The 13,922-nt window shown below is 58.9% G+C and carries 11 protein-coding genes and 1 other RNA gene; 2 read left to right on the top strand and 10 right to left on the bottom strand.

Annotated features, from left to right (window positions below; translation table 11 throughout):
• Nucleotides 1-74: 74 nt before the first annotated feature.
• From MRS74_RS08230 to MRS74_RS08220, 3 genes are all read right to left on the bottom strand, one after another.
• On the bottom strand, nt 75-1,262 hold the full coding sequence (locus MRS74_RS08230; RefSeq protein WP_254579797.1) for a cytochrome-c peroxidase: 1,188 nt from the start codon (nt 1,260-1,262) through the stop codon (nt 75-77).
• A 424-nt stretch (nt 1,263-1,686) separates the two neighbouring features.
• Nucleotides 1,687-2,943: a flavin-containing monooxygenase gene (locus tag MRS74_RS08225; protein WP_254579796.1), complete on the bottom strand. Its 1,257-nt coding sequence runs from the start codon at nt 2,941-2,943 to the stop codon at nt 1,687-1,689.
• Nucleotides 2,933-4,051, bottom strand: a complete 1,119-nt coding sequence (locus MRS74_RS08220) for a class I SAM-dependent methyltransferase (protein ID WP_254579795.1) — start codon at nt 4,049-4,051, stop codon at nt 2,933-2,935. The genes MRS74_RS08225 and MRS74_RS08220 overlap by 11 nt, the downstream gene beginning before the upstream one ends.
• 116 nt (nt 4,052-4,167) lie before the next feature.
• On the opposite strand from MRS74_RS08220, the gene MRS74_RS08215 reads away from it, so the two are divergent.
• Nucleotides 4,168-5,205 (top strand): GlxA family transcriptional regulator, encoded by a 1,038-nt coding sequence (locus tag MRS74_RS08215; protein ID WP_254579794.1) that lies wholly within the window; start codon nt 4,168-4,170, stop codon nt 5,203-5,205.
• On the opposite strand, the gene MRS74_RS24205 is transcribed toward MRS74_RS08215, so the two are convergent.
• Nucleotides 5,172-5,348, bottom strand: a complete 177-nt coding sequence (locus MRS74_RS24205) for an AraC family transcriptional regulator (protein WP_368671259.1) — start codon at nt 5,346-5,348, stop codon at nt 5,172-5,174. The genes MRS74_RS08215 and MRS74_RS24205 overlap by 34 nt on opposite strands.
• A 65-nt stretch (nt 5,349-5,413) precedes the next feature.
• Between MRS74_RS24205 and MRS74_RS24000 the strand changes: the two genes are divergently transcribed.
• On the top strand, nt 5,414-5,653 hold the full coding sequence (locus tag MRS74_RS24000) for a Gfo/Idh/MocA family oxidoreductase (RefSeq protein ID WP_256557855.1): 240 nt from the start codon (nt 5,414-5,416) through the stop codon (nt 5,651-5,653).
• Nucleotides 5,654-5,747: 94 nt separating this feature from the next.
• On the opposite strand, the gene mdoH is transcribed toward MRS74_RS24000, so the two are convergent.
• From mdoH to MRS74_RS08180, 6 genes are all read right to left on the bottom strand, one after another.
• Nucleotides 5,748-7,862, bottom strand: a complete 2,115-nt coding sequence (gene mdoH, locus MRS74_RS08200; protein WP_254579791.1) for a glucans biosynthesis glucosyltransferase MdoH — start codon at nt 7,860-7,862, stop codon at nt 5,748-5,750.
• A complete protein-coding gene (locus MRS74_RS08195) occupies nt 7,859-8,113 on the bottom strand; it encodes a hypothetical protein (protein ID WP_254579790.1) in 255 nt (84 codons plus the stop codon). The genes mdoH and MRS74_RS08195 overlap by 4 nt, the downstream gene beginning before the upstream one ends.
• Nucleotides 8,114-8,116: 3 nt before the next feature.
• Nucleotides 8,117-9,652 (bottom strand): glucan biosynthesis protein G, encoded by a 1,536-nt coding sequence (locus tag MRS74_RS08190; protein ID WP_254579789.1) that lies wholly within the window; start codon nt 9,650-9,652, stop codon nt 8,117-8,119.
• 624 nt (nt 9,653-10,276) lie between these two features.
• A non-coding RNA gene (locus MRS74_RS24335) (sX9 sRNA) lies at nt 10,277-10,353 on the bottom strand.
• A 118-nt stretch (nt 10,354-10,471) separates the two neighbouring features.
• Nucleotides 10,472-10,951 (bottom strand): acyl-CoA thioesterase, encoded by a 480-nt coding sequence (locus MRS74_RS08185; protein WP_254579788.1) that lies wholly within the window; start codon nt 10,949-10,951, stop codon nt 10,472-10,474.
• Between the two features lie 235 nt (nt 10,952-11,186).
• Nucleotides 11,187-13,892 carry a hypothetical protein gene (locus tag MRS74_RS08180; protein ID WP_254579787.1) on the bottom strand — a complete coding sequence of 902 codons (2,706 nt, stop codon included), beginning with the start codon at nt 13,890-13,892 and terminating at the stop codon, nt 11,187-11,189.
• Nucleotides 13,893-13,922: the final 30 nt, after the last annotated feature.

The following is a 13,922-nucleotide window of genomic DNA, read 5'->3' as shown; positions in this document are numbered from 1 at the left end:
AAGCGATCCTGTCCCTGGCATCCAACTTCAAAGCCTTGCAATACGGGAGGAGACCGCCAGGTTAATAGCAGCGTTTAAAGACCGATATTACCCCGTGTGTCCAGCAACGCCTCATACCTTTGATCCGTGAGGGTCTTCAGGAAGGCCACCAGCGCGGCGATGCGCTTGTTATCCAGCGCAGGGCCACTCTCAAGCTCCTTCAGCGACAGGCTCAGTGGCACTTCAGGCTCGCCCCAGGGCGTCCCGGTTTCAGGATTGAACTTGCTGACGGCACTTTTGCTGTTGTAGCTGTTGTAAAAGCGCACCACGGTTTCGAGATCGGTAAAGATGCCGTTGTGCATATAGGGGCCGGTAACGGCCACATTGCGCAGTGTCGGCACCTTGTACTTGCCCTGCTCTGCCGGCCCCGTTACCGCCGGATTATTCAAAAGCCCCGGATCGGTATAGCTGGCTGCCGTACCGTTTGCCGCTCGCACGGCCTGATTCACCGGTACACCGATGTTGTGGTACTGGTAGTTGCTGAAGGTCTCGCGTTTGTCGATGGGCGATTCCTGCAACTGATGGCACTGGTTGCAGTTAGTGAACTGCTGCGAGAAAAACAGCGTGCGACCCAGCTCTTCCTGCTCGGTCATGCGGTATTCGCCACGCAGGAAACGGTCATATTTTGAATCGAAGGACGACAGCGCGGCGCTGCGCTCATAGGCCTCAATGCTCTGCGCCATGGCGGCAAAGGCGGCGTCATCGCTGGCCAGACTCGAGGCACCGAACAGGCTTGGGATCTGGCGCTCGTAATACGGATTTTCCAGCAGGCGCGCACGCACGCTGGCGGCATCCGGCAATCCCATCTCAACGGGATTCAGTGGTGGCCCCTTGGCCTGATCCGCGAGGGTTGCGGCCCGCCCATCCCAGAACTGACCGCCCACATAGCGCCCCTCGCTGTCACGGTGAAACACCGGACTGAAAGCGGCATAGGCCACGGACGGCGCATTGCGATCCCCGAGGGAGTGGCCATTGTCACCCAGCGACACCGCACCGGCCTGGGTATTGGTGCCCGGGTCGGCAAAAGCATGGGCCGGGTCATGGCAGCTGGCGCAGGACTGGCTGCGATTTAGTGACAGGCTGGTATCGAAGAACAGCGCCTGCCCGAGTTCTTCCAGTGCCTGGCGCCGGTCATCCGGGACAGCCGCCTCGGTGGCGCTAACACCGGCAGAAAATGCCGGTGCAAGCAGCGAACAGAACACAACCAGGGTTTTCAACTTCACACTAATACCTCTGCCAATTCGAATGGCTGGCCCCACTAGTGGGGCCAGCCCTAAACAGCAGGTGATAATCATTACTATTACGATTCATGTCAAGTTGCCGCAGTCCCACCGGAATCGCCCGATTACCCCGTTACAGCCCCTGCGGCCACCCTGAATGACGAAGCGACCCGCGCCGAAATGCCTTTAGCCTGGCAGATCCGCACCATTAAAAACATGGCCTGTCTCCACCTTCGATATCAGCGGCAAGACCAAAATCGCTGCAATCGAAAACAGGCTCCTGACCGTATTCATGATGCGGCCAGACCCAGCCGGACGAGCGGCATTAAGGGCTCGCGTCCTTGCGAGGCGGTTGTATTGCGCTGTGATTGCGAGCTTTATCAAAACCATCAGGCCTGAGATCAAAGCGCTACGGGATAACCACCGGTCAACGGGACTCATTCAGCGATGATCGCTGGTAATGTACCTGCTCAGTATTGGCCGATGGGGCTTGCGCCTGGATTTCAACGATGTCGTTGGATATACCTGCGTGCTCAAGATGCATTTCTATATCGATTGCAGCAGCAATTTCCCGGGCATTGTGACCGGCTTGATGGAAAAAGCCGGTAAGCCTGGGCTGCATGCCCGTAAACCACAAACCGGGATATCCATGCATTTGTTTCGCGCCGTCAATTTTAGGTACGCCTGATTCGTCCAGGATTGAACCGTAACCCAATATTGACTGCAGTCCGGTTTTATAGCCGGTTGCCGCTATCACGATATCCGGTTCGATATACTGGTTGTCGATCAGGCGTACGCCCGTTGATTCAAAACATTCGATTTCGGGAACGACAGTCACCTTGCCTGCTTTCAATGCGGCTACGAAGCCATTATCGATTGCCGGTGCAGTGCCTGTATCCAGCAATCGCGTTATGCCCCCGTGCGAGTGTTTACCCAAGCCCCATTTTTTCAAATTACCAAATGCGAGGTGTCCGGTTAACGCCAGCATGGCATCGGCCACAGGCACCGGCATCATTGCGAAAAGGGGCGACAGGCGTTGCATCGGGATGCCGCAGAGCCTGGTCGGAAAGATGACGGGGCCGTGCCTGACGGATACCCATATCCGATCTGTCTCGATAGTCGAGAGATGATTGAGAATATCGGTGCCAGAATTTCCGGCGCCAACCACCAGGATTTTTCTGTTGCGGTACTGCTCAATATCGCCGAGGTCAGCTGCGTGAACGAGTTGCTTGCTGAAGGTTTCTCGCCCTTTCCAGTCGGGTATCGCAGGTTTACTGGCGTAGCCGGTCGCAACGACTACATGCTGGGCACGATAAACGCCGGCACTGGTTTCGACAGCCCAGCCCGATGGCGCCTTGCTTATCTCCGTTACCTTTACGCCGTAGTCAATAGGCGCGTCGAGCTGCGCCGCGTACTCATCGAGGTAGCGGATTATGCTATTGCGCGAGGGAAACGCACCTGCGGCTCTGGGAATCGCGAGACCCGGTAACCCGGACAGGTGGCGGTGAGTATTCAGTCGCAATTGTGGATGGCGGTGGTACCAGGCTTCGCCTGCCCGATATGCCCTGTCGATAATGCGAACCTGGATATTACGCTCGCGCAATGCATGAGCCGCAGCCAGGCCACTGGCGCCTGCGCCAATGACCACGACAGTAGCGTTTTTTGCCGCTGAATTAACGGGCATGTGATGGCCCCTTTGTACTGATGAACCAGACGTTCATCGGATCGTGCTCCAGGAAATTAGCGACAATATGGCTGAAACCCGCCTGTTCGAGCATGGTCTGGCCGGTTTCCCAACCCCACATGGCACCCAGCCCTTTACCACCCTGCCCGATCGAGATCGGCGTGCAGTGCGTAAGGGAGATGGCATATAGCAGCGATGCCATCGGAAAATCGAGGTTGGCTTCAAGGTGCGCGGACCCGCCGATGTCCTGCATCAGGTAAACCCCGTCTGGTTTGAGCGCGCGCTGAATCCGGGCGATGAAGTCTGACGGATCTCTCTGGTCATGTACGGCATCGAACGAGGTAATCAAATCGTAGCGCCCTGGCTCGTCGAAGTCGGTCATGTCCCTGGCGACGAAACGGATATTGCGTAAACCCCTGACCTGTGCGGAACAGGCCGCCTCTGCAACGGCATCTGCGCAGAGGTCGTAACCGGTAAATCGGCTCTGCGGGTAATGCTGTGCCATCGCAATCAGTGCCAGACCCTTGCCACAGCCGGCATCAAGCACGTCGATACCAGATTCAAGCCGTGTACCGATGCCATCGATCAGTGGCAGAACAGTATCAAACAGCGAATTGACAACCGACATCTCGCTGTCCTCAGCCATGATCTGATGAAAGCAGGGATAGTCGCCATAATGGGTGCCACTGCCGCTTTTGAGGCACTGCAGCGTCTGATCCTGGAGTGCGCCCATCATCGCAACATGCTGTGCGAACACAGCGGCATTGCCCAGGCGTGCACCACGCGTCAGGCAGGCTGCGTGCGCCGGGGGCAAGCAATAGGTTTGCTCCTGCGGCGCGTAGTCAATGATTCTGGCCGTTACCATCACCGCGAGCCACTCGCGTACGAAGCGCTCCGCCAGCCCGGCCTGGTCCGCGATCTGCTGGCTCGTCGCGGGCGGGAGTTGCGCCATCACATCGAACAGCCGTGAGCGGTGGCCAATCGATATCATGATCGCTTGCGCGCCCGCGTTAATGATGTCGCAGGTGTGTTGCATGAAACGTTGCGCGTCCTGCTGGAGCGACGCGCCATTTTCCATCGGGAGTCGGGTTTCGGTTTCTGTGTACATGCTGGTCGCCTCTGAAAACTTGCTGTATCGAGGAACCATGGTAGGGCCAACCGAACGACCTCGTTAGAGCTATAATTGACGAAAACAAGCCAAATGTGCCAACCCGGAGCTCGAGGATGACAGCAGCTAAACACGCAAATCCGCCGATTATATGTATCGTTGCCGTCCCGGAGACATCCGGGGCTGTGCTGTATGGCCTGTACGAGGTGCTTGCGGGGTTCGGTGCCAGCTGGGCCGAAATAATGGGCGAATCACAAAATCCGGCGCAGTTTGACGTCAGGATCGTCGCGACTTCAAGTGTCCCCTTCAGCTGTCTGGCGGCTGTGCCGGTCGTCCCTCACGCGTCGCTGCAGGAGATCGACTACGCAGATGTCGTGATCGTTACGGACCTGGGGGTCAGCCCAGAGAGCTGTCACGATCGCAAATGGCCCGATGTAACAAGCTGGTTGAATCGAATGTACCGTGCGGGAGCGACCCTGTGCTCGGTATGTTCCGGATCGGTAATGCTGGCAGGAAGCGGGTTGCTCGACGATAAACCGGCGACAACGCACTGGGCGTATGTCGACCATTTCCGTCGCTTCTATCCGCGGGTACAGCTTGAGGCCGGGCGCATACTTGTGTCCGCTGGCGACGAGGGACGTATCGTGACCAGCGGAGGCATGGCGTCGTGGGAAGACCTGGCACTGTATCTCATTACGCGGTTTTACGGCGAAGCGGTGGCGGTCAATGCCGCCAGGCTGTATCTCTTCGGAGACCGCAGCGAGGGACAGCTGGTCTTTGCCGCGATGAGCAAGCCCAAGCGCCACGAGGACGCCGAGATCGCGAATAGCCAGCTGTGGCTGGCCGAACACTACGATACGCCTAACCCGGTCAGACAGATGGTTCAGCGCTCCGGCCTGTCCGAACGCTCGTTCAAGCGCCGTTTCAAGTCGGCAACCGGCTATACGCCGATCGATTACGTGCAGGCCCTGCGCGTCGAAGAAGCCAAGCATTTGCTTGCAACGACGACTGACGCCATCGATCTGATCTCGCAACAGAGCGGTTACGAGGACCCGACATCGTTCCGCAGATTGTTCAAGCGCCTGACGGGTGTTACGCCGGGCCGTTACCGACAGAGATTTCAGTCACGGGGAAACTGCTCCAATGCTCGGTAGCGCGAACGGAATGCACGCGGAGACAGATCCCGGGAGGACTTGAACAGCCTGGAAAAATGGAACGGCGAAGCGAAGCCGCATTGTTCGGCGATTGCCGCGATCGGGATATCGGTATGCCGCAACAGCGCCTCGGCACGGTCCAGGCGAACCTGCCACAGATACCGGATCGGGGTGGTATCGAAGTACTGGCGGAGCAGGTTGAAATACGCTGACCATTGCTGACAGCTCGGGGTTTCATACCACCCAGCCGGAGAATTACTTCATCGAGCGCTTTGCCCAGGCATACCGGCTGGAGATGGATGCCTTCATCGAGCTACTGCGCCACGGAACCGCCCCGCTGGCCGGAATACGCGACGGCCTCGAAGCGCAACGCCTGGCCGAAGCGGCTCAGGTCTCACTGCAACGCGGCCAGCCGGTCGAGCTCAGTTCGGATTGGGTACCGAACTGAGCGCTGTGAGCCGTTCATGGAGCATGGGGATGGAGCAGCAGCCATGCAAAAGCGGCAGTGGTGCGAGCACCCTGCGCGCTGAGCTTGGCTACGCTTAAACCGTCTGCCAGATCTGGCGAATGCGGTTATCGATGGCCTGGCCCCAGTAACTCTCGGCCGGTGCCCGCCAGCACTCCCGGTGCAGCCAGGCAAGGCTTTCACGGTCGGTGAGCAACAGGTTCTTTTCTGCCCGATTGAGGCTTTCCGGGCCCAGCTCAAGGCAGCGGGCGCGCAGCTGCTTGAGGCGCTGATGCTTGGCGCCACCACCGTGGGAACGCGCCGTGGCCTGGTGCACCCGGTTCATCACCGGATCCAGCACTGCCCGCACCACGGCGGATTCGCCAAACTCCGGCAGTATCTGATGGCTGTTCAGATCGTCCAGCAACGCGGACCCCTGCTGCTCCTCCGCCACCATCAGGATGCGCCTGTGACGCAACGCCTGACCGATACCCACCTTGCTCAGCAGCACCGAAGTGGGCGCCGCCAGAATCAGTGGCAGTGCCACCGGCAGTGACCAGAAAAAGAACATCGGATCCAGCCACCAGGCAAAGCCGGCCCAGATCGCCGCCAGAATGGAGCCCGGCGCCTGATTGAGCAGCGCATCGGTCCAGCGGGTTTCATCGCTGCGGTTCTGCCCGGCCCAGTTAAGGGTCACGTTGAACACCGCTTCCAGTACATAGCGGGTATGGGCCAGCATACGGATAGGTGCCAGCAAGGCCGACACCAGTATTTCGGTAACAATACTCAGCAACAAGCTGAAAAAGCCGCCGTGAGCCTGGCGCCTGCCACTGAGCAATACATCCACAATGGCGAGCAGCTTGGGGAAGAACAGCAGAAACACCACGCTGCTGGCAAGCCCAATGGCCCACTCCGGGTGCCATTCAGGCCAGAGCGGGAACGGGCTGTACTGCAACGGAAAATAGTTGGTCGGCCAGAGCACCAGGCGGGTGGTTTCGATGGTCGTGAGCACCAGGAAGGCGAACCACAGCGGTGAGGCCAGGTACGACAGAATACCATTCAGAAACGCCATGCGATGTGCCATGCGCAGGCGCGGTTCGAACAGCATCAGCCACAGGTGTTGCAGATTGCCCTTGGACCAGCGTTTGTCCCGGGTCAGCTCATCCACCAGACTGGGCGGCGACTCTTCATAGGTATGGCTCAGCTCCGGCTCCAGCCAGACCTCAAAGCCTGCCCGGCCCATAAAGGCCGCCTCGACAAAGTCGTGGCTTGCAATAGGCCCGCTGAACAGACCCGGCCCGCGCAGATGCGGCAGGCCGCAATGACGCATAAAGGGCGCCACCCGGATAATCGCATTGTGGCCCCAGAAGGCCGCCTCGCCCAGCTGCATGGCAGCAAGGCCGGTACTGAACAGCGGCCCGTACACCTGATTGGCAAACTGCTGCACGCGGGCAAACAGCGACTGGGCGTTAATGATCGTCGGGCAACTCTGCAAGATGCCGATATTGGGCTCGCGCTGCATCAGGCGCACCATTTTCAGCAGGGTGTCGCCGCCCATCAGGCTGTCGGCGTCCATCACCGCCATGTACTCGTAAGAGCGGCCCCAGCGGCGCAGAAAATCCGCCACGTTACCGCTCTTGTAGTTCATGTTGAGGGTGCGGCGGCGATAGAACAGCCTGCCGTGGGCACCGAGCTCATCGCACAACCGCTGCCAGGCCGCCTGCTCGGACAGCCAGACATCCGGTTCCCGACTGTCGGACAGAATAAAGAAGTCAAAATGTTCAATTTGACCGCTGCATTCCAGCGAGCGGTAGATGGCGCGCAGCCCCCCCAAGGTTCGGTTGACCGGCTCATTATAGATGGGCATGACGATGGCGGTACGCGCCAGCGGTGTATCCGCCAGCACTGCGTCGGGGTGACGGCGCAGCAGTGACTTGGGGTCCCCGCCGAGCCGGCGCAGCCAGAAACCGTAGAGGCCAATCCAGAAGCCAACCGTGATCCAGGTGAACAGCAGCGTAAAGAGCCCGATCAGGGCCTGCTCCAGCAAATTGCCACCGTGGTATGGCAGCACGGACGCCATGTAATAGGCGCCCACCAGCGCCTGGGCAACGACCAGCAGGGTCAGAACCCCGCGGCGCAGCAGCACCCGAGCTCGCCACGGGGTTGCAGCAGGTACTGCAAGCGTACTGGTTGGCGCTGACTGAGCCGTCATCCCTTGTCTCCGTAACCGATACTGCCGCGCACAATTACCGGTGCCACCGGCGGCAGCGGCCGTTGCGGCAGATCAAACCGCCGTGGCAGCTCATCCATAACCCAGGCCGTCAGGTCCGGTTGCCCGGACTCCAGGCCTTCCTCGATCAGCTTGAAAGCGATCAGGGTGTGGGCATCGGTGAGCTCTGCCCCGGTACCGGCCATATACTCCAGCACGCGGGACAGGGCGTGCTCCCCCAGGGTGTGCGCCATGAATTACTCCGCGGCCCGAATATCGTTGCTGACCGGCAGACGGTAAGTCCAGGTCTCGGTCAGGGTTTCGTCACCGATACTGAGGAAAGCCCGCAGAGACAGCGATTTCTTGGCCGCAGGGCGCGCCAGAACAGACAGCCTCCAGCTCTTGAGCGCTTCGTTGTACTCCACAAAGTGCTCCAGTACCTCACCGCCATCCAGTGCAGTAACGTGGCTCAGAATCGGTGCCCGCGGACGCTGCTTGTCGAGCAGACCGCCACCAAAATCCACCAGCACACGGTAGGCGCCGGGCGCATTGCCGCCACCGACAACATTGCCGTCACCGATGAAGCTGTTCCTGACCTTGCCCATGGGGTTGCCGCCAAGTTCTGCGCCGCCGAACTGCACCTCATAGCTGTATTCGAGGGGCTTGCCGGCCTGCACCTTGTCCTGCGGACGCCAGAAGGCAACAATGTTGTCATTGGTCTCGTTGGTGGTGGGCAGCTGTACCAGCACCACCTGGCCTGGGCCCCAGTCCCCTTCGGTCAGCACCCAGCTGCTGGGGCGCAGTTCGTAACGTGCCTGCAGATCCTGGTAGTCGGAAAATTGATTGTCGCGCTGCAGCAGACCAAAGCCACGCACGTTTTCGGTCATCAGGTAGTCCATTTCCAGCTCGGCCGGATTCAGCAGCGGGCGCCACATCCACTCGCCAGTGGCGCCGTTCAGTACCTGCAGACCATCGGAATCATGCACCTGGGAGCGCCATTCACCGCGCGGACGGCCGGTGTTCTCACCGTAATAGAACATGCTGGTCAGCGGCGCTACACCGAGCAGCTCAATATCGGCACGGGGAAACAGGCGTGACTTGACCTTCAGGCGTGTCGCCTTGCCTGGGTACACGGTAAATTCGTAGGCGCCGGCAGCGCTCTCGCCATCCAGCAGGCCGTAGAAGGTCATCGCATGGGCATCGGGGGACGGCCGTTCAAGCCAAAACTCGACGAAGGACGGAAACTCCTCGCCACGGGACAGGCCGGTATCGATAGCCAGACCACGGGCGGAAATACCAAAGGTGTTGTCACGCCCTACACCGCGAAAATAGCTGGCGCCGGCGAACACCATAAACTGATTGCGCTCCTTCTCGCCCTTGATCGGATAGGTGAGCTTAAAACCGGCATAACCAAGATTGGCTGGCACGCGCTTGGCCACTTCAGGATCGGCGAAATCAAAGTCCGTTTTGCGAAAAGGTACGCCGTGGCTGCCTTGCGCATCAATGACATTCATTTTCACCGCATGACGGTAAAACAGGCCTGGCGGTACCATCATGACCTGAAAGCGCGAACTGCTTTCGCTCCACAGGCTTTTGTCCGGATTGAAACGGATATTCTGGTAGTCGTCGTAGCTCAGCGTTTGCATGAACTTGGGTATGGCCGCGGGCGCCTCATAGGGCTTGGCGGCGAGCGCACGGGCCTTTTCAGCCACATCATCAAAACCGAAGGCCGCCAGTACAGTCACTGGAAAAAAGGCACCCAGCAGCGCCAGGGCAGACAAAATCTTCTGCACTCTCTTACTCCAATCAAAGATTATCCCGCAAGCGGGTTTATTAGGGATATTGCGACAAATTCAGGCTAACTAATTATACCAAAAACGCGGCACAAGCTAGCACTCTCAACCTGAATCGCGAATGAGTCTGCATTAGATTAATAGCCCAATTCAGACACAGCCAGCAACGGCGCAATATTACCGATCCAACGTACATTCAGCCGGTCATCATGACGCCATTGATACAATGATAACTCAGCTGGCGGTGTCCTGCTCGCAATGCACGCACAATCAGTTGTCTAACCGCTTGAACATAGTGGAATTTCCAGAGCGCTGGAGAGTCGCCGCACGGACGGCACATCCGCAGCAAGGCCCCGCAGTCCGGAAACAGCCTATATAAAAAAGCCGCCGAATTCGGTCAGAATACGGCGGCTTCTCTGGCTACATCGACAGCTTGAATGCCCGCAAAGTCGCGATTAGAAAGCGAGCGCATCCCCGTGCAGGTCTTGCAGCGTATCGATACTGTCCATCAGCGTCGTCGCCCTGCCCGAAGAAATTGAGGAGATAGAGAGCAGGCTCGCCAACCCAGAGAGACTCTGATGCACAAAGCCAGAGTATTGATGCTCCGGAAACTCGGCAACAGGGCGCCTCGAAAAACCGTAACGAGCGGTTCAAAGGCAAGGCGCACGGCGCGCAGGAACCGCAGTGTATGGGGTATACATGAGGATTCCGAGCACCGCGCAACGCAGCATATGAGTCGCGCAGTAGGTTTTTAGAGATGCCCAACAGTGAGATTCGCCCACAGAGTGGGGAAACAGACCCCTACAGGCAAGGGGGCTGTCAGGGCTTGAGATGAGCTTCCATCTCGGCACCGATTTTCTTTCGCATCTCCATTAGCGTGTTGGCGGAATCACGCAGCAACTTGTCCTTGTCGCTAACAGGTACCCACTCGGGCACCTGTACCGGTGTTCCCGCTCCGTCCACAGCCACCATGATGACAATACAATGGGTCGTCAGTTCGCGATCGGTCGTCGTCGGATCACCAGCGCGCACATCAATCCCGATGTGCATCGAGGTTCGCCCGGTATAAATCACTTTGGCCCCCACTTCGACGATATTGCCTACATGAATCGGGCGCACGAAACGAATACCACCGGCATATGCCGTAATGCAATAACGCCCGCTCCAACCCGCCGCACAGGCGTACGCGGCCAAGTCAATCCATTTCATCACCGCGCCGCCGTGAACCTTGCCTCCAAAATTCACATCGGCGGGTTCCGCCAGAAATCTCAGAGTGCTCTGTCTGTCTTGTCCGGGCATCGCTGCCTCCCATTTCAATTTGAGGTTATCGAGGTCACCGGGCAGAATATCTGCACCCCTTTGGTTGAAACTCCGCCCGGTAGTACGCCACTGCGTCTAAATCTCGGGATATCCCTCTTCCTCTGCTGTTTCGCTTACCACAGGATCTGGCCAGGACTTGCGATCAACACTGGCGCAAGTCCTGGGTGTTATTGCTTGACGATGATAACAGCCGCCGCTTCGCATCGACGGCCCGTCAGGACACCACCTCCAGTTTGGAGGCCGGCGTCCGTGTATCCATGTTCTTGCCTCGGTTGATGTGGTCATCGATCTCCGCCGCACAGCCGATCATCCGGCCATAGAGGAAGATGGTGAATGCCGCGGCTTCCAGCGCCTGCTCGTCGAGGGTACCGGCACGGAACCGGGGCCAGAGCATCTTCAGCAACATCGCGCTGATCACGCCGTCGATATTGACACAGAAGACGTTCCGCGTGGCACCGCTCTGGAACAACGCCGTGACGAGTTTTTTGTAGAAATCGTGAAAGACATTGTAGTCATCCCGACCGGAAAAGAGCTCACTGATAAAGGTTTCCCTCGGGTCATGGTTGACCGGTTTGTCCTTGAACACCGGGTGGTTGATACCCGCGATGACGCCGATTCGACCGGTACCGGCCTCCTTCGCTTCCTCCTTTGCTCGGCTGTATTCCTCTGCGTAGGCATCAGCCATGGCAATTAGATCCAGCCCGTGGTTCGCTTCACCGGCATCTGTTAACGTGGTGTGCTTGAAACGATCGGCCAGGAAGATAATTCCCTCATAGCCGGCACCGCCGTGGGAGAAGCCTGTATGGCTCATAAATCCAATCATCGCCTTGTTGATCTGTACCCGTTCCGGGGTTTCGGGCCCGTCGGAGGAAACCGCACCCTTGCAGCCCTGCGCCGAGATGCTGCCCGGCCCGTTGCTGGTCAGCAGCCCGGTGAGCACTTGAAAAGCGTACAACGAAGCGTCGTCGGCCTGCTCGCCCATCAGTGACAAGTACGCCATCTCGCCGACCGTCCAGCGGTTGAGCAACTCGTCGTTCGGCACGCCACAATAGCTGTCGGACCTGTGCAGACTGCCGTCGGCCGAGGCTCCGATCAGTGATGCGTAGATCTTCAGATACCACGGCAGACTACGGGCAGTGATACTGGAGATCCGTTTGCGCATCAGCGGCCCCCAGGCAATGGTGGCGGAGATCGCCGCCAATACCGCATTACTGGACAGGGGCCTCTCCAGTCCTTTGAGGAACCTGATAAAGACCGAACGCGCTCCCCGCGCATCGATCGCCGCCAACATCGCCTCGGCACGCGGATCCGTCTCCTCAGCAATAAACAGGGCCGCCTGGGTATCGCTGATCGCGATTACGGAAACGTCGAAGTCCTCATCCCGGGCATCCTCCAGCCCGGATCTAACAAACAGCTCGACCAGGGTATCAACCCCTTTGCGCGCGCTATCGATCCGGTTGGGGCCCAGCATTGCCAATGCCGCGGACAGCACCACGTTGGGCGCATTGCCCGCTTCGCGCGCCGCATCCGCCGCCTGGATCATGATATCGCCATGCAGATTCATGTTGCCCGCAATCGCCACATTGACCAGGGCATTGTCGTTTTCGCCATTGTGCTCACCAGTCAACGCCTGACAGAGGTTGCTCTCCAGCGGCCGGGTGGAGCTGTCCAGAATAGACTGGTTGTGCAGCCGGGTAATCTGGGTTTTCGGATCCATCTGTGACACACCGGACGCATCCTTCATGGCTCGACGGGGAAAATGACGTCCGGTCTGCTGATCCAGGGCGGCGATCTGCTTGCTGTAAGGGGCTATCGCCTCCTGCACCGGCAGGTTCAGTTCCGCCGGCAATGACAGTCCCCGGCTGTCGCCGAACCAGGGTTTGAGGGACAGATCCCCCTTGGGTGCGAAATCGGGCTGCTGGTTACTCAGCGCCATCACCCGGGTCAGGGCCAGCGGGATATGGGCGATGTTCGTCACCACCGCGCCTCTGGCCGATACCACCGGATTGTCCGGTGTGAAGATTTCATCGACGCCGAAGGCCTCCTGGAACCACTGTTCCTTGGCAGCGGCATCGTCGCCATCCCCACCGAGGGCACCGGCATGACCGACGGCCCGGGTCAGCTTGGCCTTCCAGCGGCCCACCACGCAGGCCACCACGGGCTTGGTGAAGTTGAGGTTGTGTTCGTAATAGCCACCCGGCTCGACGTAGACCACCGCGGCCTTGGAACGCCGATCATTCGACAGCGCGTAGGCGAACTCCGGCAGCGCGAAGTGGATATAGACATCCTTGCCACTGGAGACCGAGGTGGTAGTTCCCCAACCTTCGGTGGCCAGGTATTGGGCGATGGTGGTGGTGAAGTTGCCGGAGTTGGAGTAGACCGCTATCGACCCCCTGAGCAGCGACTCATCGGGGGCATCGCCTCCCAGGGCGCCACCGATGCGTACCCGGTTCCAGGCATCGGCCACCCCCAGGCAGTTGGCGCCAAAAATGTCGATACCGGCCTGCTGCGCCATGGCCCGGATCTCCCTCGCATCGTGGACCGCCACTTTCTCGGTAACGATCACGACCTTTTTGAGGGCGGGATTGACGCGAATCAGCTCAGCCACCCCGTCACGGACACCAGAAGGCGGCAGGTAAACAACCCCGGTGTTGAACCTGTGACCGTCAGCCAGGCCTTCGCGGACGTTGTTGTATACCGGGACATCGCCGGCAGCCGTCTTGAGTACCTGACCCTTTTTGCCGGGTGACGTACCGAAGACGATGTTACCGCCCGAAAAAGCGTGACTCACCGGTGACACCGCACTCGACTCGCCACCCAGAATATTCAATACACAGATGCGATCCTCGCGGGTGGCGATCTGTTCCAGGGTATGGATGCCGACAAAATATTTAAAGTCACCTACGCCTTGCTGATACATGATGCTGCTCCTGAATTCTTATCGTTAAAA

It is taken from the genome of Marinobacterium sedimentorum (assembly GCF_024267675.1).
GTDB lineage: Bacteria > Pseudomonadota > Gammaproteobacteria > Pseudomonadales > Balneatricaceae > Marinobacterium_A > Marinobacterium_A sedimentorum.
This window is presented reverse-complemented; position numbering and strand designations above follow the sequence as displayed.